Annotated in this window: 20 protein-coding genes; 10 read left to right on the forward strand and 10 right to left on the reverse strand. The window is 61.9% G+C overall.

Going from position 1 to position 22,258, the window contains the following annotated elements; translation table 11 throughout:
• From rnr to rpmG, 4 genes are all read left to right on the forward strand, one after another.
• The gene (gene rnr / locus CO666_RS05150) at window positions 1-2,373 is read left to right on the forward strand and encodes a ribonuclease R (protein WP_097611057.1); all 2,373 of its coding nucleotides are present in this window, start codon (window positions 1-3) and stop codon (window positions 2,371-2,373) included.
• Between the two features lie 11 nt (window positions 2,374-2,384).
• Window positions 2,385-2,837, forward strand: a complete 453-nt coding sequence (locus CO666_RS05155; RefSeq protein ID WP_097611058.1) for a DUF983 domain-containing protein — start codon at window positions 2,385-2,387, stop codon at window positions 2,835-2,837.
• Window positions 2,838-3,114: 277 nt separating this feature from the next.
• A complete protein-coding gene (locus CO666_RS05160) occupies window positions 3,115-4,299 on the forward strand; it encodes an MFS transporter (RefSeq protein ID WP_097611059.1) in 1,185 nt (394 codons plus the stop codon).
• Between the two features lie 92 nt (window positions 4,300-4,391).
• Window positions 4,392-4,559 (forward strand): 50S ribosomal protein L33, encoded by a 168-nt coding sequence (gene rpmG / locus CO666_RS05165; protein ID WP_003587245.1) that lies wholly within the window; start codon window positions 4,392-4,394, stop codon window positions 4,557-4,559.
• 747 nt (window positions 4,560-5,306) lie between these two features.
• Here the strand turns inward: rpmG and CO666_RS05170 are convergent.
• The gene (locus CO666_RS05170; protein ID WP_097611060.1) at window positions 5,307-6,680 is read right to left on the reverse strand and encodes a PleD family two-component system response regulator; all 1,374 of its coding nucleotides are present in this window, start codon (window positions 6,678-6,680) and stop codon (window positions 5,307-5,309) included.
• Between the two features lie 18 nt (window positions 6,681-6,698).
• A complete protein-coding gene (locus tag CO666_RS05175) occupies window positions 6,699-7,070 on the reverse strand; it encodes a response regulator (RefSeq protein ID WP_003547430.1) in 372 nt (123 codons plus the stop codon).
• A gap of 132 nt (window positions 7,071-7,202) precedes the next feature.
• Here CO666_RS05175 and CO666_RS05180 point away from each other — a divergent pair, with 132 nt between their 5' ends.
• On the forward strand, window positions 7,203-7,511 hold the full coding sequence (locus CO666_RS05180; protein WP_085736889.1) for a DUF3572 domain-containing protein: 309 nt from the start codon (window positions 7,203-7,205) through the stop codon (window positions 7,509-7,511).
• A 2-nt stretch (window positions 7,512-7,513) separates the two neighbouring features.
• Window positions 7,514-8,188 carry a hypothetical protein gene (locus CO666_RS05185; RefSeq protein ID WP_097611061.1) on the forward strand — a complete coding sequence of 225 codons (675 nt, stop codon included), beginning with the start codon at window positions 7,514-7,516 and terminating at the stop codon, window positions 8,186-8,188.
• On the opposite strand, the gene CO666_RS05190 is transcribed toward CO666_RS05185, so the two are convergent.
• Window positions 8,163-8,750 carry a GNAT family N-acetyltransferase gene (locus CO666_RS05190; protein WP_097611062.1) on the reverse strand — a complete coding sequence of 196 codons (588 nt, stop codon included), beginning with the start codon at window positions 8,748-8,750 and terminating at the stop codon, window positions 8,163-8,165. The genes CO666_RS05185 and CO666_RS05190 overlap by 26 nt on opposite strands.
• A 75-nt stretch (window positions 8,751-8,825) precedes the next feature.
• Here CO666_RS05190 and CO666_RS05195 point away from each other — a divergent pair, with 75 nt between their 5' ends.
• Window positions 8,826-10,118 carry a DNA polymerase IV gene (locus CO666_RS05195; RefSeq protein WP_097611396.1) on the forward strand — a complete coding sequence of 431 codons (1,293 nt, stop codon included), beginning with the start codon at window positions 8,826-8,828 and terminating at the stop codon, window positions 10,116-10,118.
• A gap of 146 nt (window positions 10,119-10,264) precedes the next feature.
• Window positions 10,265-11,521 (forward strand): L,D-transpeptidase family protein, encoded by a 1,257-nt coding sequence (locus CO666_RS05200; RefSeq protein WP_097611063.1) that lies wholly within the window; start codon window positions 10,265-10,267, stop codon window positions 11,519-11,521.
• A gap of 38 nt (window positions 11,522-11,559) precedes the next feature.
• Here the strand turns inward: CO666_RS05200 and dnaE are convergent, their stop codons facing one another.
• Entirely contained in the window at window positions 11,560-15,057 is a 3,498-nt protein-coding gene (gene dnaE, locus CO666_RS05205) for a DNA polymerase III subunit alpha (RefSeq protein WP_097611064.1), read from the reverse strand.
• A gap of 498 nt (window positions 15,058-15,555) precedes the next feature.
• Here dnaE and CO666_RS05210 point away from each other — a divergent pair, with 498 nt between their 5' ends.
• The gene (locus tag CO666_RS05210) at window positions 15,556-16,020 is read left to right on the forward strand and encodes a DUF5680 domain-containing protein (protein WP_097611065.1); all 465 of its coding nucleotides are present in this window, start codon (window positions 15,556-15,558) and stop codon (window positions 16,018-16,020) included.
• A gap of 189 nt (window positions 16,021-16,209) precedes the next feature.
• On the opposite strand, the gene CO666_RS05215 is transcribed toward CO666_RS05210, so the two are convergent.
• The 4 genes from CO666_RS05215 to proS all read right to left on the reverse strand — a co-directional run bounded on the left by CO666_RS05215 (window position 16,210) and on the right by proS (window position 20,872).
• Entirely contained in the window at window positions 16,210-17,310 is a 1,101-nt protein-coding gene (locus tag CO666_RS05215) for an ISAs1 family transposase (protein WP_097611066.1), read from the reverse strand.
• Between the two features lie 221 nt (window positions 17,311-17,531).
• Window positions 17,532-18,215, reverse strand: coding sequence for an ABC transporter ATP-binding protein (locus CO666_RS05220; RefSeq protein ID WP_097611067.1), 684 nt, complete (start codon window positions 18,213-18,215; stop codon window positions 17,532-17,534).
• 14 nt (window positions 18,216-18,229) lie between these two features.
• Window positions 18,230-19,534, reverse strand: coding sequence for a lipoprotein-releasing ABC transporter permease subunit (locus tag CO666_RS05225; RefSeq protein WP_097611068.1), 1,305 nt, complete (start codon window positions 19,532-19,534; stop codon window positions 18,230-18,232).
• Between the two features lie 15 nt (window positions 19,535-19,549).
• The gene (gene proS / locus CO666_RS05230) at window positions 19,550-20,872 is read right to left on the reverse strand and encodes a proline--tRNA ligase (RefSeq protein WP_097611069.1); all 1,323 of its coding nucleotides are present in this window, start codon (window positions 20,870-20,872) and stop codon (window positions 19,550-19,552) included.
• On the opposite strand from proS, the gene CO666_RS34040 reads away from it, so the two are divergent.
• Window positions 20,871-21,146, forward strand: coding sequence for a hypothetical protein (locus tag CO666_RS34040; RefSeq protein WP_179869612.1), 276 nt, complete (start codon window positions 20,871-20,873; stop codon window positions 21,144-21,146). The two genes, proS and CO666_RS34040, sit on opposite strands and share 2 nt — an antisense overlap.
• Before the next feature lie 318 nt (window positions 21,147-21,464).
• Here CO666_RS34040 and CO666_RS05235 read toward each other — a convergent pair whose 3' ends face one another.
• Together CO666_RS05235 and mce are read right to left on the reverse strand one after the other, a co-directional pair.
• On the reverse strand, window positions 21,465-21,740 hold the full coding sequence (locus CO666_RS05235) for a DUF1467 family protein (protein WP_097611070.1): 276 nt from the start codon (window positions 21,738-21,740) through the stop codon (window positions 21,465-21,467).
• 113 nt (window positions 21,741-21,853) lie between these two features.
• A complete protein-coding gene (gene mce, locus CO666_RS05240; protein WP_097611071.1) occupies window positions 21,854-22,258 on the reverse strand; it encodes a methylmalonyl-CoA epimerase in 405 nt (134 codons plus the stop codon).

Here is a 22,258-nt window from a genome sequence, read left to right on the forward strand (position 1 = left end):
GTGAGCAGAATACCGCGCGAGAGAATGAACCCTGCGGGCAAGCGTCCGGGCAAGATCGGCCGCGCCGGCAAGGATGCTCCCGCCGTCGAGCCGCTGAACATCGTGCACGGCGCCCTGCCCTCACGCGAGGTGATCCTGCGTTTCATCGCCGATCATCCGCAGAAAGCCTCCAAACGCGAACTCGCCAAGGCTTTCGGCCTGAAGGGCGACAACCGCGTCGAGCTCAAGCACATGCTGCAGGAGCTCGAGCAGGAAGGCATGCTGCAGAAGAGCCGCAAGTCGCTGATCCGTCCCGGTGCGCTGCCGCCGGTCACCGTGCTCGATATCACCACGCGCGACAAGGACGGCGATCTGATCGGCCGGCCGGCGGAATGGCCGGAGGACCAGGGCGCGGCGCCGGCCGTCGCCATCCGCCAGCAATCGCCCGCAGGCCGCCAGGGCAAGGGCAAGGCGCCCGTCGCCGGTCTCGGCGACCGAATCCTCGCAAAGATCTTCCCGGCCGTCGATCGCGGCGGTCCGGCCTATACGGCGCGGATCATCAAGGTGATCGACAAGCGCCGCGGCGCCTCGATGGGCGTTTTCCGCACCGCGCCCGGTGGCGGCGGCCGGCTGCTGCCGATCGAGCGGCGCGGCGAGGAGATGGTCATCGATCCCGACTTCACCGGCGGCGCTCAGGACGGCGACCTGGTCGAAGTCGAAATCGCCCGTCTCGGCCGCTTCGGCCTGCCGCGCGCCAAGGTGCTTTCCGTCGTCGGCTCCGTCGGCTCGGAAAAGGCGATCTCGATGATCGCCATCCATGCGCACGGCATCCCGCATGTCTTCCCTCCCGCCGTCATCGCCGAGGCGGAAGATGCAAAGCCGGCGACGATGTCGCATCGCGAGGATTGGCGCGACGTGCCGCTGATCACGATCGACCCGGCCGACGCCAAGGACCATGACGACGCGGTGTACGCCGAACTCGACCCCTCGCCCGACAATCCCGGCGGCGTCGTCGTCACCGTCGCGATCGCCGACGTCTCCTGGTATGTGCGGCCCAAGTCGCCGCTCGACCGCGAGGCGCTGAAACGCGGCAACTCCGTCTATTTCCCGGATCGTGTCGTGCCGATGCTGCCGGAGCGCATCTCCAACGATCTCTGCTCGCTGAAGGAGGGCGTCGACCGCCCGGCGCTTGCCGTGCGCATGAGCTTTTCCGGCGAAGGCCGCAAGATCGGCCACACGTTTCATCGCATCATGATGAAGAGCGCCGCCAAGCTCTCCTACCAGCAGGCGCAGGCGGCGATCGACGGCAAGCCGGACGATCGGACCGGCCCGATGCTCGAGCCGATCCTGAAGCCGCTCTGGCATGCCTATGAGGTGATGAAGCGTGGACGCGACCGGCGCCAGCCGCTGGAACTCGACATGCCGGAGCGCAAGATCCAGCTGAAGCCCGACGGCACCGTCGACCGCGTCGTCGTGCCGCCGCGGCTCGATGCCCACAAGCTGATCGAAGAGATGATGATCCAGGCGAACGTCTCAGCCGCCGAGACGCTGGAAAAGAAACGCCAGCCGCTGATCTACCGCATCCATGACGGCCCGACGCTCGCCAAGCAGGAAATCCTGCGCGAGTTCCTGGCCACGCTCGGCATCCCGCTCGCCAAGGGCGGCAACATGCGCGCCAACAATTTCAACGGCATTCTGGCGAAGGCGGACGGCACGCCGCACCAGACCATGGTCAACGAGATGGTGCTGCGCTCGCAGAGCCAGGCGATCTATGGCCCTGAGAATATCGGCCATTTCGGCCTCAACCTGATGAAATACGCCCATTTCACCTCGCCGATCCGCCGCTACGCCGATCTCATCGTGCACCGCGCCCTCGTCGGCTCGCTCGGCTTCGGCGAAGGCGGCATCACCCCCGACGAAGAAGCCACGCTCGACGATATCGCCGCCGAGATCTCGACCTTCGAGCGCCGGGCGATGGCCGCCGAGCGCGAGACGGTCGACCGGCTGATCGCCCATCACCTTGCCGGCCGGGTCGGCGAAGAATTTGCCGGACGGGTCTCGGGTGTGACGAAATCCGGACTTTTTGTCGTCCTGCCGGACTATGGCGCCGATGGGTTCGTCCCGATATCGACGCTCGGCACCGATTATTTCATCTATGACGAGGCGCATCAGGCGCTCTCGGGCGAACGGACAGGGCTTGGCTATCGCCTTGGCGACAACGTCACGGTGAAGCTTGCCGAGGCGATCCCGCTTGCCGGGGCGCTGCGTTTCGAGATGGTCAGCGAAGGGCGCAAGGTGCCGACGGCGGTGCGCTCGTTCCACAAAGCCGGCCGCCGCGACAAGGGTCAGATGCGCAAGAAACCGGGAACACGGCCGCCGCGTGGACGGCACTAGAGGAAATCGCAATGCCCACACCGACCGATCCGGCAGTCCGCTACGGGGATTCGTCCGAGGTCGAGCGCCCGGTCGGGCGCTCCATCATGCGCGGACTGATGAACCGCTGCCCGGCCTGCGGCAATGGCAAGCTCTTTCGCGCCTTCCTGAAGCCGGTCGATCATTGCGCCGCCTGCGGCGAGGCGATGCATCACCAACGCGCCGACGACCTGCCGCCCTATATCGTCATCCTCGTTCTCGGCCACGTCGTGGTCGGCGGCTATATGCTGACCGACCTGACCTTCGTGCTGCCGGTCTGGGTGCATCTTGCCATCTGGGCGCCGATCACCGTCATCACGGCGCTTGCCTCGATCCAGCCGATCAAGGGCGGGGTCATCGGCCTGCAATGGGCGTTGCGCATGCACGGTTTCGGTGGAGGGAGCGACGATCCCGACGATTATGACATCCCCGGCCGGCCGGACTAGGCGGGACTGGGCCGCAATCGCTTCAGCGCCTTCACCTTCCAGACATATTTGACGTGTAGTGGCAGCGCTCCACCGATCACCGCCCCGGGCAGCCGACGATCCTCAACGACTTGACATGGTAAGCTTTTCTTGTCTGAACAGGCTTTACATTCCGCAGGTGGTCACTCACATCGGAAATACTGCGAAACGCCGCCCGTCACCTGGATTTGGCACGCCTGTGTCTTTCTGTGTGAGGTGACCGGCCGATTCGCTCGCGTAGCTTTCTAAGGATGGATAAATGTCTCAGCCGAGAAACGGCACACCGGGCGATGTCGAGGAAATCCATTGGCCTTCTCTGGTGGCAGCCATCTCGTCGATCTCAGCCGTCGGCATAGCAATCGGCCTCGGGCTGCCCCTTCTCAGCATCATCCTCGAAAAACGCGGCATCTCGTCCACCCTGATCGGGCTCAACACGGCGATGGCCGGGGTCGCGGCGATGGCTGCCGCGCCCATCACCACCAAGCTCGCCCATAAATACGGCGTTGCCCCGACAATGCTCTGGGCCGTGCTGATTTCGGCGCTGAGTGCCCTCGGTTTCTATTATGCCGAGGATTTCTGGATGTGGTTTCCGCTGCGTTTCGCCTTCCATGGCGCGACGACGACGCTGTTCATCCTCTCCGAATTCTGGATCAACGCCGCTTCGCCGCCTTCCAAACGCGGCTTCGTGCTCGGCATCTATGCGACCGTGCTGTCGCTCGGCTTTGCGGCCGGGCCGCTGCTGTTTTCGATCCTCGGCAGCGACGGCATCTTCCCCTTCCTGATCGGCGCCGGCGCCATCCTGCTTGCCGCCATTCCGATCTTCATCGCCCGCGACGAAAGCCCGATACTCGAGGAAAAACCGGAGCTGCATTTCATGCGCTACGTCTTCCTGGTGCCGACGGCGACGGCGGCTGTCTTCATCTTCGGCGCGGTCGAAGCGGGCGGCCTTTCGCTTTTCCCGGTCTTTGCGGTGCGCGCCCATTTCACCGAATCGCAGGCAGCCCTTCTGCTCACCATGATGGGCGTCGGCAACGTCATCTTTCAGATCCCGCTCGGCCTGCTTTCCGACCGCATCTCCGACAAGCGGCCGCTTCTGGCCGGCATGGCGCTGATGGGGTTCGTCGGCTCGATGATGCTGCCCTTGCTGCTCGACAACTGGCTGCTGATGGCCGGGCTTCTGCTTTTCTGGGGCGGTTGCGTCTCCGGCCTCTATACGGTCGGCCTCAGCCATCTCGGCTCGCGGCTGACGGGCTCCGACCTTGCCGCCGCCAATGCCGCCTTCGTCTTCTGTTATGCGATGGGAACCGTGGCCGGGCCGCAGGCGATCGGCGCGGCGATCGATGTCGCTGGAAATAACGGGTTTGCCTGGGCAATTGCCGCCTTCTTCGGCCTTTACGCCCTACTTTCCGGCATCAGACTGATGTTCATTCGAAAACGGACTTGACTTTTCGGGCAAGATTCGTAGTTTCGCGCCAGAATTTGCCGTGGAGCCCATCCGGCTTCCACGGCTTTCATTTTCTTAAAGGCAGGACGACTATGGCCAAGGCTACAACAATCAAGATCAAGCTGCTGTCGACAGCCGACACCGGTTTCTTCTACGTCACGACGAAGAACAGCCGTACGATGACGGACAAGATGACGAAGACGAAGTACGACCCGATTGCAAAGAAGCATGTCGAGTTCAAGGAAACCAAGATCAAGTAATCACTTGATCTCTGGGCTGTTAAAAAGCGCGCGCCTTCGGGTTGCGCGTTTTTTGTTGGCCGAATTGATCCTCACCGGAAGATGATAGCGCAAACAGAAAAACGCCGCCCTTCCATCTTCGGGAAGTGGCGGCGTTTTCGTGTAAGGGGGTCGACCAGCATGCAAAACGGCACGAGGAACCGCTATAATTTGCGTACCAGCCGACCGACCCCACGACCCAGGAGATGCGGCGGACCTGAGCATCATGGGGTATCGACAACTCCTCAACGGGAGCGCTTCTCTTATGAGCCGATAATTTGCGCAAAAATGAAAGAAAATCAACAAATTCTTAATGGTGAAATTTCTTAGCTTGATTCTATGGTTAAAAGTCCGATTTTGGGACATACAAAGATTTGTCGGCTCTGCTTGGCGCCGAAGCCTAACGCCGGATCGCGCCAAGAAAATCGACAATATAACCTAATAACTTACGCCTCCCCTCCCCCTACGTGAGGTGACGTCGCCGCACTCTATTTGCGCCTGCAGGCGACGGGCATTTTTTATAGTCCCCATTTCATCCGGAGCCAGAGCCTCGACGCCGTCAAGACTGTCGCGCAGCGACGGATCCGCAACAACGCCGAAAGTCCATTTTTGGGCTATAGAGTTCTAAAATTTTCACCTCGCATCGCGTAGGCGAAATTAAAAATCGGTAACACTTCGCTTACCGCGGTGGATAACTCGCAAATGGCGACCATGACGGCAAATGATTCGTCAGGCGGCTGCGGCAACCACGCGGTTGCGGCCGGTATTCTTGGCCTCGTAAAGGGCGAGATCCGCCTGCTTCATCAGCTGGTCCGGCGTCAGCACTGCTGCAATCCGCGAAGCGATGCCGAAGGACGCGGTGACGTTCAGCGCCTCACCGGCACGTTTCAGCATGAAGGGCGTGCTTTCCACGGCCGCGCGCAGGCGCTCGGCGACAGTGGCGGCGATCTCCGGCGAGGTGTCGGGCATCACGACCACGAATTCCTCCCCGCCATAGCGGCAGGCGAGGTCGGCGCCACGAATGGTCGAACGGACGCGGTTTGCAAATTCCCGCAGCACTTCGTCGCCGCCATCATGGCCAAAGGTGTCGTTCACCTGCTTGAAGCGGTCGATATCGGTGATCAGCACCGAAAGCGGCCGGCCCCGCGCCATCGAACGGTTGAACAGCACGTTCAGGTGATTGTCGAGATAGCGCCGGTTATAGAGGCCGGTCAGCGGATCGGTGACGGCAAGCTCGATCGTCTGCTTGACGCTGGCGCGCAGGCGGTCGTTATAGCGCTTGCGGCGGATCTGCGTCAGGCTGCGGGCAACCAGTTCGTTGGGATCGACCGGGCGGATGATGTAATCGTTGACGCCGAGATCGAGCGCGCGCACGACCATCTCATCGGCGCCCTGCTCGGTGATGATCAGGATCGGCAGGAAGCGCGTGCGCTCCAGCGAGCGCAGCTGCGAGCAGAGGCGAAGCGGATCGTAATCGTCGAAATTGGCGTTGACGATGACGAGATCGAACGCGCTTTCGGCCGCCTCGAACAGGGCGGCCTGCGGATCGGAGAGCGCCAGCACGTCGGCGACCGGCTTCAGCGCCTTGATGAGACGCTCCTGCGAATTGGCGCGGCCGTCGACGAGCAGCACCTGAGCGGTCTCGTCGGCGCGGCCCTCGCCTGAGCGCGCGAGGTCGTCGATGCCCATCGTATGGGCGGTGTCGGCGCGGATGCGCAGCTCATCGCTCAACGTCTTCAACCGCAGCAGGCTCTTCACCCGCGAGATCAGCTGCAGATCGTTGACCGGCTTGGTGAGGAAATCGTCGGCGCCGGCCTTCAGACCGCGCACGCGATCGGCCGGCTGGTCGAGCGCCGTGACCATGACGACCGGAATATGGGCGGTCTTCTGGCTGGCCTTCAGCCGTTCGCAGACCTCGAAACCGTCAATACCAGGCATCATGATGTCGAGCAGGATGAGATCGACCTGGTTGCGCTCGCAGATCGCCAGCGCCGTGTAGCCGTCGGCTGCGGTCATCACGTCGAAATATTCCGCAAGCAGCCGCGCTTCGAGCAGCTTCACATTGGCCGGAATATCGTCAACCACCAGTATTCGCGCAGTCATAATTGTCTTTCCGATGCGTCAGGCATCGCCCAGATAGGTCTTGATCGTCTCAATGAATTTCGGAACCGAGATCGGCTTGGAAACATAGGCCTCGCAGCCGCCCTGGCGGATCCGCTCCTCGTCGCCCTTCATCGCGAAAGCCGTGACGGCGATGACGGGAATGACGTGCAGCTCGTCGTCTTCCTTCAGCCACTTGGTGACTTCGAGGCCGGAGACCTCGGGAAGCTGAATATCCATCAGGATGAGGTCGGGGCGATGCTTGCGCGCCAGATCGAGCGCCTCCATGCCGTTTCTGGTCTGGATCGTCGTATAGCCGGACGCCTCGATGAGGTCGCGAAAGAGCTTCATGTTGAGCTCGTTATCTTCTACAATCATCACCTGTTTGGGCATGACAAGCTGTCCCTACGTCCGTTCGCGCAGCGGTTCGTCCCATGAGGAAGGCACATGCGGACAAAAGCTGCGTGAAACCGATAGCGCACGCTAGCGGTATTTGGTTGAAGAAAAGGTAACTTACCCCTCGAAATGCAAAGCAACTTCAAGACTTCGAAACAACAGGCCGCCGACCCGCACGCAACCGCGATCGCCGTGCTCGGCTGGCTTGCCGACGATCCCGACATGTTCGGCCGCTTCCTGGCGCTCACCGGTGTCGCACCCGGCCAGGTGCGTAGCGCCGTCAACGATCCAGGCTTCCTCGCCGGCATGATGGATTTCCTGATGAACCACGAACCGACGGCGATGGCTTTCTGCGCGGCGAGCGGCATAAGCCCGGAGACGGTGACCGCCGCCTGGCGGCATTTCTCCTCGCCCGGCCTCGATTCCGGGGAATACTGACAGTGAGCGGCGGGGAATTTGATATTTCGCATATCCGCCTCGGCCAACGGCCGCTGATCGTCTGCGACGTCGACGACGTCGTGCTGCAGTTCATCGGTCCCTTCCAGCTTTTCCTTGAGAGCCAGGGGCACGCGTTTCTGCCGCGCTCCTTCAAGCTTCACGGCAACATCGTCTCGCAGGCGGATGGTACGGAGATCGGGGACCGGCAGGTCAGCCGGCTGATCGAGGAATTCTTCGCAGCGCAGGAGCTGTGGCAGACCCCGCTCGACCATGTCGTCGACACTCTCGACCGGCTTTCGCAAGAGGCCGACGTGCTGTTCCTGACGGCCATGCAGCCGCGCTTCCAGGAGCAGCGCCGCCGCCTGCTCGACAGGATCGGCCTGCTCTTTCCGCTGCTTGCCACCGAAGAGCCCAAGGGGCCGATCGTTCACGCCCTGCATGCCAGCCGCTCCCTTCCCGTTGTCTTCATCGACGATATGGCGCGCAATCTGCATTCCGTCAGGGATCACGTCGCCGATTGCCTGCTCATTCACCTGATGCCGAACTCGCCCGTCCATCGTTTCGCACCGGCGGCCGACGACGACATCACCCGCGCCGCCGACTGGGCGCATGCGGCCGAGCTCATCCAGGCGCATTTTCTGTCCGGCACGGTCAGTCGTGCAGTTCCAGCCGCATGAGCGGACGGCCATCCTTGCGCCGCGCCACCGTCTCGAAACCGGCTGCATCGAAGATCGCCGTCGAGCCGATGCAGAGCGTCACGGATTTCGACTGTTTCACATGATCGATCGGACAGGCTTCGAGCCGCCGCGCGCCCTGGCCCCGCGCATGATCGATCGCCGCGGCGAGCAGGCGATGGCTCATTCCCTTGCCGCGCAGTCCGGGCAGCAGGAAGAAGCAGCTGACGGCCCAGATGGAAGGATCATGCGCATCGCCCTCCTCCAGCGGCCGCGACACGGTGCGCGGCGAATTGAATTGCGGTACGTCGTGACGCGGCCCGACCTGCACCCAGGCGATCGGCGCGTCGCCGGCATAACAGAGAATGCCCGGCGGCGGGCCTGCCTTGATCCGATCCCGCATATGCGCCTTGCGCTCGTCGGCCGCCATCTTGGTCCTTATCGCATGCGGCAGGCGCAGCGCCACACACCAGCAATTATAGAAAGCCCCCTGCGGGCCGAACAGGGTTTCGAAGTCGCTCCAGCGTTCTGCCGTCACCGGCTCGAAACGAAGATCGTTATCCAAGGCAAAGCTCCCGCCCTCTCTTGAGACTCGCAAGCTTAAGGCGTAATGTCCCGGCGTTCAATCTTTGTTCTCACGATGACACCCGCGCCCGACAAGACACCCGGCTTCTGTCGCGACTGCCTTGCCGAGCAGAAGGGCGAAGCGCGCCGTTGCATTTCCTGCGGCAGCCCCCGCCTCGTGCGCCATCGCGAGCTCTATGCATTGACGCTTGCGCATATCGATTGCGACGCCTTTTACGCGGCTGTGGAAAAACGCGACAATCCGGAACTTGCCGACAAGCCGGTGATCATCGGCGGCGGCAAACGCGGCGTCGTCTCCACCGCCTGCTATATCGCCCGCATTCACGGCGTGCGTTCGGCGATGCCGATGTTCAAGGCGCTGGAGGCATGTCCCCAGGCGATCGTCATCCGCCCCGACATGGAGAAATATGTCCGGGTCGGGCGGCAGGTGCGGGCCCTGATGCAGGAACTGACGCCGCTGGTGCAGCCGCTGTCGATCGACGAGGCGTTCCTGGAACTCGGCGGCACCGAGAGGCTGCATCACGATCCGCCGGCGCGCACACTCGCCAAATTCGTCCGCCGCATCGAAAAGGAGATCGGCATCACCGTCTCGGTCGGGCTTTCCTATTGCAAATTCCTCGCCAAGGTCGCCTCCGATCTGCAGAAGCCCCGCGGCTTTTCCGTCATCGGCCGTGAGGAAGCGGTCGAGTTCCTGGCGCCGCGTCCCGTCACCACGATCTGGGGCGTCGGCAAGGCGTTCGCGGCGACGCTCGAGGCGGACGGCATCCGCACCATCGGCCAGTTGCAGCAGATGGAGGAAAACGACCTGATGCGCCGCTACGGCAGCATGGGCCAGCGGCTCGCCCGGCTGTCGCGCGGGATCGACGACCGTGAAGTGCATCTCAACGATGCCGCCAAGAGCGTATCGGCCGAGACGACCTTCTTCGACGACATCTCGCGGTATGAGGAGCTGGTGCCGATCCTGCGAAACCTATCCGAAAAGGTCTCCTGGCGGCTGAAGAAGAACGATATCGCCGGCCACACCGTGGTCCTGAAGATGAAGACCGCCGACTTCAAGCTGCGCACGCGCAACCGCAAGCTCGAAGACCCGACCCAGCTTGCCGACAAGATCTTCCGCACCGGGCTGGAGCTTCTCGAAAAGGAGACTGACGGCACCAAGTTCCGCCTGCTCGGCATCGGCGTGACCGATCTCGGCGATGCCGCCCGCGCCGATCCGCCCGATCTCATCGACCGGCAATCCGGCCGGCGGGCGGCCGCCGAAGCGGCGATGGACAGGCTGCGCGACAAGTTCGGCAAGAACACCGTCGAGACCGGCTACACCTTCGGCAGCGGCAAGCGCGATCACTAGCGCATAACCCCGAAAATCGGAATCGATTTTCGGAAAGGATTATGCGCAGATTCAAAGTGATAGAGCGTCGGGGCTCCGGCCTATAAAATCTTCCTTAAACTTCGTCCCATAATGTGCCGGACCAGTATTGCGTATGGTTGGGTATCATGTTCTCGCGTCTTGTCTTCGGCCTCGCCTTGCTGTCGGCCACCGCACTCGTGCACCCTGCTCTCGCCGCGGATGCGCGCACGCTGCAGATCATCGTCTCGAAGGACAAGCAGTCGCTTGCGGTCTATGACGGCACCGAGGTCGTCGCGACCTCGAAGGTCTCGACCGGCAAGGACGGGCACACGACGCCGAGCGGCATCTTCTCGGTGCTCGAAAAGCAGAAATACCACGAATCCAATCTCTATTCGGCAGCGCCGATGCCGTTCATGCAGAGGCTGACATGGTCGGGCATCGCGCTGCACGAATCGAATTCGGTGCCGCGTTATCCAGCCTCGCACGGCTGCGTGCGCATGCCCGGCGCATTCGCAAAAATGCTCTATGGAATGACCGAGCCCGGCATCCCCGTCATCATCAGCAACAGTGAAGTGGTGCCGCAGCCGATCGACCATCCCACCCTTTTCCATCCCGACGCACCGGTGCCGATGCAGCTGCTTTCGGATGTGGAGTTGCGGCCCTCGATGCCCGGCAGCCCCGAAAAACCGGTGCAGGTGGCGATGAACGACACGGCGGCGATGCCGACGCCGATAGTGCAGCCGGCCGCAACACGCGAAGCCGAGCCGCCGTCCGAGCCGATCAGCATGCTGATCACCCGCCGGACGCTGCGCGAGACGGTCATCGACGTCCAGACCCTGCTCAACCAGCTCGGCTTTTCCGCCGGCGATCCGGACGGCTTACTCGGCCCATCGACCGTGCAGGCGATCAAGGCCTTCAAGACGCTGCGGCCGGCGGAATTTGCCGGCGACAGGAGCCTGATCTCCGACGCGCTGCTCAAGGCTGTCTATGCCGCAACCGGCAAGGGGGAGCCGCCGAACGGCGTCATCATGGTGCGCCAGGCCTTCAAGCCGATCTTCGAAGCGCCGGTAACGATCGCCGATCCGGACCTGGCACTCGGCACGCATTTCTTCACGCTGCATGCCGTCGATGAACAAGCCGGCACGGCGGACTGGCTCGGCATCACGCTCGAGAACAATCTCTCCCGCGAGACGATGAAGCGGCTCGGGATTAGCAATCAGGAAAGCTCGATCGTCACAGGCAGGCCGATTGCCCGTTCGCTCAGCCGCATCACGATCCCCGACGAAACCCGCCGCAGGATCGACGCGCTGATCGCGCCCGGCTCGACGCTGACGATCTCCGATACCGGCCTTGGCCGCGAAACCGGCGACGGCACGGATTTCATCACCATCACCCGGGGCTGATCACGATCACCCGGGTTGATCGCGATCACCCGGATTGATCAGACAAGCTCAACGTCGACGACGCCGGGGGCGGCGCGAAGGGCAGCGGCGATCTCCGGCGTGATGCGGTATTTCTCCGACAGCGCCACTTCCACCTCGCGTTTGCCGTCCTCCTTGATGACGATGAAGGAAACGAGGCCGTCGCCCTTGGCGTTCAGATGGCCGGCGACCATCTTCAGCGGCCCGGAATCTCTGACATAAACGCGCAGTGCCTTCTGCATCTGCAGCGACTTTTCCTCCAGCGACTGGATCGTCTGGATGCGCAGGCCGATGCCCTCCGGCCGCTCCTCGCCGGTCGCCGTCAGCACGAAGGATTTTCCCGACTCCAATATGTCGCGGTACTGGTTCAACATTTCCGAAAACAGCACCGCTTCGAACTGGCCGGACGAATCCGAAAAGACGATGATGCCCATCTTGTTGCCGGTGCGGGTCTTGCGCTCCTGCTTGGAAATGACCGTGCCGGCAAGCCGTGCATTGGCTGCGCCCTGTTTGATCGCCTGCGAAAACTCGGCAAAGGTCTGCACCCGCATCTTCTGCAGGATATTGTTGTAGGAATCGAGCGGGTGAGCGGTGAGATAGAAACCCAGCACCTGGAATTCCTTGAGCAGCCGCTCCGAGGGGAGCCAGGGCGAAAACGGCGGCAGGGAGATTTTTTCGGGGCCCGAGGTCAGGGTGCTGCCGAAAATATCCGACTGGCCGCTCAGCTTGTTTTCCTGGGCGCGCTGGGCATAACCGAGAATGCGGTCGAGACCGGCAGCCAGTTGGGCGCGGTCCATATCGAAACAATCGAAGGCGCCGGCAAAGATCAGGCTTTCGAGCACGCGGCGATTGACCTGGCGCGGATCGATGCGCAGGCAGAAATCCTCGATGCCGGCGAAGGGCTTGTCGCCGCGCACCTCGACGATATGGTCGACGGCGGATTCACCGACACCCTTGAGGGCGGCGAGCGCATAATAGACGCGGTTGTCGCCGGTCTGGAAATGGCGGAAGGAGGTTTGCACCGAGGGTGCGATCACCTCGATGCCCAGACGCTTGGCATCCTGGCGGAAATCATTGACCTTTTCGGTGTTGGACATGTCGAGCGTCATCGAGGCGGCGAGGAATTCGACCGGATAATGCGCCTTCATATAGGCCGTCTGGTAGGAGACGATGGCGTAGGCGGCCGCATGCGACTTGTTGAAGCCGTAATTGGCGAACTTCGCCAGCAGTTCGAAAATATTGTCGGCCTGCGGCTTCGAGACGCCGTTCTTGACGGCGCCGACGACGAAGCGTTCGCGCTGCTGGTCCATCTCGGCCTTGATCTTCTTACCCATGGCGCGGCGCAGAAGGTCGGCTTCACCAAGCGAATAGCCGGAGAGCACCTGGGCGATCTGCATCACCTGTTCCTGATAGACGATAACGCCCTGGGTTTCCTTGAGCAGGTGGTCGATCATCGGATGGATCGATTCCAGCTCCTCGTCGCCGTGCTTGCGGGCATTGTAGGTCGGGATGTTCTCCATCGGGCCCGGGCGATAGAGCGCCACCAGTGCGATGATGTCCTCGATGCAGTCCGGCTTCATGCCGATCAGCGCCTTGCGCATGCCGGCACTTTCCACCTGGAACACGCCGACCGTCTCGCCGCGCGACAGCATCTCGTAGGTCGGTTTGTCGTCGAGAGGAATGGCGGCGAGATCGACGCTAATACCGCGCTTGGCGACGAAATCGACGGCGACCTTCAGCACCGTCAGCGTCTTCAGGCCGAGGAAGTCGAATTTGACGAGGCCGGCCTGCTCCACCCATTTCATGTTGAACTGGGTGACCGGCATGTCGGAGCGCGGATCGCGATACATCGGCACCAGCTTGGAGAGCGGACGGTCGCCGATGACGATGCCGGCGGCATGCGTCGAGGCGTGGCGGTAAAGCCCCTCGATCTTCTGGGCGATGTCGAGCAGGCGCGCGACCACCGGTTCTTTCGCCGCCTCTTCCTGCAGCTTCGGCTCCTCCTCGATCGCCTTGGACAGCGGCGTCGGATTGGCCGGGTTGTTCGGCACGAGTTTGCAGATCTTGTCGACCTGGCCGTAGGGCATCTCCAGCACGCGGCCGACATCGCGAAGGGCGGCACGCGCCTGCAGCGAACCGAAGGTGATGATCTGCGCCACCTGCTCGCGGCCATATTTGGCCTGGACGTAGCGGATCACCTCTTCGCGGCGGTCCTGGCAGAAGTCGATGTCGAAGTCGGGCATCGAAACGCGTTCCGGATTGAGGAAGCGCTCGAACAGCAGCGAAAACCGCAACGGATCGACGTCGGTGATCGTCAAGGCGTAGGCGACCAGCGAGCCTGCGCCCGAACCGCGGCCGGGGCCGACCGGAATATCATGCTGCTTGGCCCATTTGATGAAGTCGGCAACGATCAGGAAATAGCCGGGGAACTTCATACGCTCGATGACGCTGAGCTCGAAATCCAGCCGCTCGCGATAATCCTTTTCCTCGTAACCCGGCGACATGCCGAGCGTTGCAAGCCGCATATCGAGCCCATCGACTGCCTGGCGGCGCAACTCGCTCGCCTCGGCGCGTTCGGCCTCCTCGGCGTCGTCGGTCGCGCCGGTGAAGCGCGGCAGGATCGGCTTGCGCGTCTTCAGCACGAAGGAGCAGCGCCTGGCGATCTCGATCGTATTTTCCAGCGCTTCCGGCAGGTCGGCGAAGAGCTTGGCCATCTCGGCCCGGCTCTTCAGATAGTGATCCGGCGTCAGGCGAAAGCGGCTGTCGTCGGAGACGATGGCGTTGTGGGCGACCGCCATCAGCGCGTCATGGGCGTCGTAATCGTCGCGGGTAGGGAAGAAGGCCTCGTTGGTTGCCACCAGCGGCAGATCGTTTGCATAGGCGAGCCCGACGATCTTCTGCTCGTGGCGCTTGTCGTAGGTGCCGTGGCGCTGCAGCTCGACATAAAGCCTGTCGCCGAAGAGACGCTTCAACATCAGCAGCCGGGCTTCCGCTTGGGCGGGATGACCGTCCCTGATCGCCGCATCGACCGGTCCGGTCAGAGCGCCGGTCAAGGCGATCAGCCCTTCCGTGCCGGCCTCTTCCAGCCAAGAGGCTCTGACATGAATGGCCTGGTTGCTTTCACCGCCGAGATAGGCGCGGCTGACGAGATCGACCAGCCGTTCGTAACCGGCATCCGTAGCAGCCAGAAGAACGATCGACGGCAGCTTGACCAGGGCCTGCTGGCCGCCGCGCTTTTCCGTCTCCAGCCCGTCTTCCATGTCGATCGAGACCTGGCAGCCGATGATCGGCTGCAGGCCCTCGTCCATCGCCTTCTGGGAAAATTCGAGCGCAATGAACAGGTTGTTGGTGTCAGTAATGGCGATGGCCGGCTGGCTGTCGCCGGTCGCCTTGTAGAGGATCTTCTTCAGCGGCAGGGCGCCTTCGAGAAGCGAATAGGCGGAGTGGACCCTCAGGTGGATGAAGCCCGGCGTGCCGCCGGTCGCCTCAGCCGTAGAACCCTTTGCCGTATCCGCCATGACATGCCTTCCCAATCACCCGAATGAATCGGACGCATTGTCGACATAGAGGGCGATGATGTCCAGAAGAAGTCCCGCGTCCGGACCGCATGACAGCCATGCGGTCCCCTGAAAATTTCAGATCGCCATCACGATCAGCGAGAAGCTGGCAACGAACATTGCGATGGAGGTGAATGCTGCGATATCACGGATCATGTCAGTCATTTGGCTCTCCTTTACTCGTTATGTTTTCAATTTGTTCGATGTATGTTCTGTTGTCAACAGGAATCTTTTCCTTCTTTCTTGTGTTTGGCGAATCTCGGAAAGCGCTCGGCGATTCGCGTGGTGCCTGGGTTCGATCCGACGGGAGCAGCCTGCCAGTCCCAATCTTCGACGGATCCGCCATTCTGCTCGGCGGCCGGCCGCCCAAGTCGGTCCCCAGAATTCCGACATATGTTCCCTTTATGTTCTTTACATGCCGCGGCATATTTGCCAGCATCCGGCCGAGAGGAGAATGACATGCTCGACATTGCGATGCTGAACCAATTCATCGTGGAGGCGAAGGCTGCGACCTATGTCGGCGGCAGTGTGCCACGCGCACCCTGCCGGCCGGGTTCCCATGATATCGGTTATGAGAGCGGCGACTGGCGCTATCTCGACAGCTATTTCGGCGGCACCGATTTCGCCGGCCAGGAGGTGGTGTGGTTTGCCGGCGAGCCCGTCTGGGCGATGAATTATTTCGGCTGCGTCATTGCGCCCGAGCTCATCGATGGCGCTGCAGCCGGGACGGTGATCAAGGCGGCACTATCGACGATGTATCGCGAGGGCCGGTTTCTCGGCGGCATGGAATTCGACCATCCGTTCGGCCGTTACATCGACCACAGCGACGGCGGCTGTGCACGCTTCAGCGGCCAGGAATGCATCGTGGTCGAGGGCCGGAGGGCCTATGTGCTCGACTATCGCGGCGGGCTGGTCATCCCCTGAGTGCTGTCCGGGGAAGTCGGCGAGATCAGCCCCTTGCATCCGGCTGCCGCCACTGACCGGGGTCGAGTCACGTATCTCGACCCGTCCTTCGGACCCCGCTTGCGGGGCGAAGGAGACATCCCGCGCCTCTCCGTTCCCCGTCCGCCTTTGCGAAAGTCCCCTCCCCAACCCCTCCCCACAAGGGCAGGGCTATCGCATATAAGCAAAGAGCTGGAAGAAGAATTCTTTGTTCCAGTTTGCCCTGCGCATTTTGCTTGCCATGGGCTTGTCGAGAGGGTGGGCTCGCAAGATATTCTGTGCCAGCCTGCGGATGACAGCAAGATTTTGCGGTCCGTTGTCCTTGCGGGTTCGAGCATCGTCCTCGTTGAAGATGACGTCGAGGGTCCAGTGGAGCTGGTTTTCGATTGACCAGTGGGCGCGTACGACTTCGGCGAGTTTTTTCGGCGTGAGAATTTTGGAGAGAGCGATATACCGGACGGCCTGCTTTGGCTTGCCGTCCGCGCCAGTGCGCACCGCCTCGATGCGGCCGATCGCCTTGAGGCCGGGCAGGCTGGGCCGTTTGGCCAGGCGGTCGACCGGCAGCACCGAGGCACGGCGCTGCTCCTCTCGGCCATGAGCGCGGTCGCGGGTCTCGAAGACGGCGAGATCGGTCGCCGCCGCAAAGCCGGCTTCGGCGGCTGTGAACAGCGGTCCATGATTGGCCTTCAGCCCGAGCGCGTAATGCGCCTTGGTCGCAAGCAGCGCCTCGGCCATCGCCGGATGGCAGTGCAGCGCATCCGCCGTCACCGTGCAGCCCTTCAGCGTCAACGCCTTGAGCACACTGAGCGTCGCCTTGATCTCGTCGCCGCCCGGCGCACGCATCGCTGCGATCGAAAGCCGCGTTTCGACATCCCAGACGCTCACCATCAAGGGCGGCATGAAGGCGCGGCCCTTGTCGTATCCCCGCCGCAGCGACTTGCCGTCGATCGCCACTACGCCCTTGGGCGCCGGCAAGCCGAGCGCGCCCCGCAACGCCGTCATGAAGGCGCCGAACGCACGCTCCAGTTCCGCCGGGTCGAGCAGCCGAAACACCCGGCTGAACGTGTCGTGGCTCGGCGCGCCATGCCGCAGCGCGACGATCTCGCCAAGTTCTTCTTGCCGCGCCTCGGCGAATTCCGCTATCTCCACGCAAGTCTTGGCACCGCACAACGTCGCCAAAAGCGCCAGAAACAACAGCTCCCCCAGATCGTGCCGGGCATTCACGTCGCGCGGATCGTGAACTTCTCGCAATATCGAGATCAACAAAGACATCGGCTCTCCCCAAATCAGAGAAAGCCGCTACTGAATCCATCAGCTCAACAGACGCAATACTTATATGCGATTCCCCTGCCCACAAGGGGGAGGGACTAACCCGGAGTGCCCGCCTCGTTCCACTCGAAACGTCGCAGATATGGGAAAACGGGTGCGTCAGGTTAAGCCCCTCCCCCTTGTGGGGAGGGGTTGGGGAGGGGTCTTCAAGCCACTGCGGACCGTCAGAAATCAACGACCTTGCCGTCCGAAATCGTCACGCGCCGATCCATGCGGCGGGCGAGGTCGTGATTGTGGGTGGCGATGAGGGCGGCGAGGCCGGACTGGCGCACCAGCGCTTCCAGTGCGTCGAAGACGTAGCTTGCCGTATCCGGGTCGAGATTGCCTGTGGGTTCGTCGGCAAGAAGCAGGGCCGGCGCATTGGCGACGGCGCGGGCGATCGCGACGCGCTGCTGCTCGCCGCCGGAAAGCTCGCCGGGACGATGGGCGCCGCGATGGCCGATGCGCATGTAATCGAGAAGCTGGCCGGCCCGCTCGCCGGCTTCCTTCCAGGACAGCCCGGCAATCAGCTGCGGCATCATGATGTTTTCGAGCGCCGAGAATTCCGGCAAGAGATGATGGAACTGGTAGACGAAGCCGATTTCGCTGCGGCGGATCGCCGTGCGTTTATCGTCGCTCAGGCCATCGCAGGCATGGCCGTTGATGGTGACTTCACCGCCGTCCGGATGCTCCAGCAGCCCGGCGACATGCAGCAGCGTCGATTTGCCGGTGCCGGAGGGGGCGACGAGGGCGACGATTTCGCCTTTCGATATCGAAAAATCCGCGCCCTTCAGGATCGGCAGCAGCGTATCGCCCTGCCCGTAATGGCGCTCGACGCCGGTAAGCTTGAGAACGACGTTGCGTTTCATGAAGGCGGCATTCCTTATTCGTAGCGCAGGGCCTGCACCGGATCGAGCTTTGAGGCACGCCAGGCGGGGAAAATGGTCGCAATGAAGGAGAGCGTCAGCGCCATGACGACGATCGAGATCGTTTCGCTGAGATCCATTTCGGCCGGCAGCTGGCTGAGGAAATAGACCTGCGGATTGAAGAGCACGGTGCCCGACATCCAGGAGAAGAACTGGCGGACGGATTCGATGTTGACGCAGACGAGAACGCCGAGCAGAACGCCGGCGACGGTGCCGACAATGCCGATCGCCGCTCCGGTCATGAAGAAGATGCGCATGATCGCACCGGCGCTGGCGCCCATGGTGCGCAGGATGGCGATATCGCTGCCCTTGTCCTTCACCAGCATGATGAGGCCGGAAATGATGTTCAGCGCCGCAACAAGCACGATCAGCGTCAGGATCATGAACATGACGTTACGCTCGACCTGGAGTGCGGAGAAGAAGGTCTGGTTGCGCTGGCGCCAGTCGGTGATGGCGATCTGGCGGCCGGCCGCCTCCTCTACCTTGGGCCTGAGAGTGTCGATATCGTCGGGGTGATCGACGAAGAGCTCGATCGACTGCACCAGACCCTCGGCATTGAAATAAAGCTGCGCTTCCTCAAGCGGCATGAAGATGATCGAGGAGTCATATTCCGACATGCCGATCTCGAAGAGGCCGGAGATCTTGTAGGACTTGATGCGGGGGCTGACGCCCATGGGCGTAATGTCACCATCCGGCGACGTCAGCGTAATCAGATCGCCGACACGCAGACCCAACTGGTCGGCCATGCGGGTGCCGATCAGTACGCCGTCGCCAGAGGCATAACCGACCATATCGCCTGACTTGATGTTGTCGGAGATCGTCTTGAGCTTGGTGAGGTCGTCGGCACGGGCGCCGCGCACCAGCGCGCCAGTGCTGCCGCCGGCCTGGGCGGAGGCAAGCACCTGGCCCTCCACCAAGGGCAGCGCCATCTTGACGCCGGGCACGGCGGCGAGCTTGCTCGCGAGGGCGGGATAATCGGTGAAGGGGCCGTCGACCGGCTGGACGATCATATGGCCGTTAATGCCGAGGATGCGCGAGACGAGCTCGGTGCGGAAGCCGTTCATGACAGCCATGACGATGATCAGCGTCGCCACGCCGAGCATGATGCCGACGAAGGAGAAGCCGGCGATCACCGAGATGAAGGCCTCCTTGCGGCGGGCGCGCAGATAGCGCCACGCCACGAGGCGTTCGAAGGTGGAAAATGGCCTGCCAGCCGGACCCAAGCCGGATTTTGAACTCCGGTCCACTGCTGCCTCTGCCATTTCGCCTCCGTTTCCTTAAGCCACGAACCTGTTGATCGCCGCCTCGATGGTCATCGTTTCGCGGGCGCCGGTCTTGCGATCCTTCACCTCGACTTCGCCGTTGGCGACCGCGCGCGGGCCGGCGATGATCTGGACGGGCACCCCGATCAGGTCGGCGGTCGCGAATTTCGTGCCGGCCCGGTCGTCGGTATCGTCATAGAGCACATCCTTGCCGGCCTTCGTGAGCGCGGCATAGATCAGCTCGCAGGTATCGTCACAGGCCTGATCGCCCGCCTTCATGTTGATCACCACGACATCAAAGGGCGCGACCGAGGCCGGCCAGATGATTCCGTTGTCATCATGCGATGCTTCGATGATGGCGGGAACAAGGCGTGTCGGGCCGATACCGTAGGAACCCATGTGGACGAAGTGTTCCTTGCCGTCCGGTCCCTGCACTTTCGCGCCCATCGGCTCGGAATATTTCGTGCCGAAATAGAAGATGTGGCCGACCTCGATGCCGCGGGCCGAAAGCCGGTCGCCTTCGGGAACGGCGTTGAAGGCCGCCTCGTCATGCATTTCGGAAGTCGCCGCATAGAGCGAGGTCCACTTGTCGAAGATCGCCTGCAGGCCTTCGACGCTGTCGAAATCGGTGCTTTCGCCGGGGATATCGAAGCCGACGAAATCCTTATGGCAGAAGACTTCGGATTCGCCTGTATCGGCGAGGATGATGAATTCATGGCTGAGATTGCCGCCGATCGGGCCGGTATCGGCGCGCATCGGAATGGCGCGCAGGCCGAGCCGATCGAAGGTTCTGAGGTAGGCGGCGAACATCTTGTTATAGGAATGCTCCGCCCCTTCGCGCGTCAGATCGAAGGAATAGGCATCCTTCATCATGAATTCGCGCGAGCGCATGGTGCCGAAGCGCGGGCGGATCTCGTCGCGGAACTTCAGCTGGATGTGATAGAGATTGAGCGGTAGGTCCTTGTAGGACTTGACGGAGGAGCGGAAAATATCCGTCACCATCTCCTCATTGGTGGGACCATACAGCATCGGACGATCCTGTCGGTCCTTGATGCGCAGCATCTCTTTGCCGTAGGCGTCGTAACGGCCGCTTTCCTGCCAGAGCTCGGCCGACTGCAGGGTCGGCATCGAAAGCTCGATGGCGCCGGCGCGGTTCTGCTCCTCACGGATAATATTGTTGACCTTGTCGAGAACCTTCTTCCCCAACGGCAGCCAGGAATAGATGCCCTGCGACTGCTGGCGGATCATGCCGGCGCGCAGCATCAGCCGATGGGAGACGATTTCCGCCTCCTTGGGGTTTTCCTTGAGGATGGGCATGAAATAGCGGGACAGACGCATGGCGGATTCCGAGGCGGTTGGATCCCGCAACAGGCGGAATCGAAAGACAATGATTAATGTCGGGAGCGTTCATAGCCGCTTCGCGGCGGGAAGGAAACCCGCAACTGGCGTCGGCAACCTCCCGCATGCGCATGTTCGCACCCGCAAAATGAAATGGCGTGAAAAAGCGCGTGTTTATAAGGACTTGAACGAAAATCTTGTCAACAGAAAAAATTTGCTAGAGTGTAGCAAAAATGCAAAAAAAGCTGATGACAAAGCCCAATGTTTGAGCTAGCTTTAGCTCACAAAACAGGCAAGGAGGATAAATTCTTGCCGAATTCGCGGTCAAGTCTTGGGAGGATCAGATCTTAGGCGCGCTCGTCGCAGCCCCGGCAACGGTTACAGATCACGCGATACTTAAAACAAGGCTTTTAGCCTTGTTTTTTTTTGGTTTTTCGGCTCCCGATCGCACTCAAAAACCCACCTCGCCTTCCGTTAGGAGATGGGCTTCATTCCGTTACGTGAGCTCTTTGCCGTAAAAGCATGACATTGATATGACGGTATACCGTCTGCTGAATTTACATCTGCCCAAAGTTTGAGCAAAAGCTAGCTTTTAATAGAAGCTCGGCCCGAGTTGTGGAAGGGCGTCGAAGCCCCAGCCGAAATAGGTGTCGCAGACATACCAGAGGCCGTAGATCACCGCCGAAATCAGCGTCGTCAGCGAAAAGACGAAGGCGGCGCGAAACCGGGCGGGCGCGCTCGGAACGGTGCCGAGCACGACATCATTGTCTTCCGCCTGGGTGCGCAGACCGATCGGCAGGACAGCGAAAAGCGTCATCCACCAGATGATGAAGTAGACGGCAAATCCCTGAAGAAAGATCTGGAGCATTATGGTTCCCGTTGATGCCGCGGTGATATGGCGTCCTTATACGGCGAAATGTCGGCCAACTCAAAGCGGGCAAAACGTTTCGCCGCCTTTGGGTCACTCTGCCGCAGCCGAGCTCAGGCCTGTTCGAGTTCGATCAGCGTGCCGAAGAAATCCTTCGGGTGCAGAAAGAGCACCGGCTTGCCATGCGCGCCGGTCTTCGGCTTGCTATCGCCGAGCACTCTGGCGCCCGCCTCGACCAGCCGGTCACGGGCGAGAATGATATCCTCCACCTCATAGCAGATGTGGTGCATGCCGCCGGACGGGTTCTTTTCCAGGAAGGCTGCGATCGGCGAGGTAGCCCCGAGCGGCTCAAGCAATTCGACCTTGGTGTTTTCCAATTCGACGAAGACGACGGTGACGCCATGCTCCGGCAGAGGCTGCGGCTGCGATACGGCAGCCCCCAGCGTGTCGCGATAGGCGGCCGTCGCCACTGCCAGATCGGGAACGGCGATGGCGATATGGTTGACCCGGCCGAGCAT

The organism is Rhizobium chutanense (assembly GCF_002531935.1).
Classification (GTDB): Bacteria; Pseudomonadota; Alphaproteobacteria; order Rhizobiales; family Rhizobiaceae; genus Rhizobium; species Rhizobium chutanense.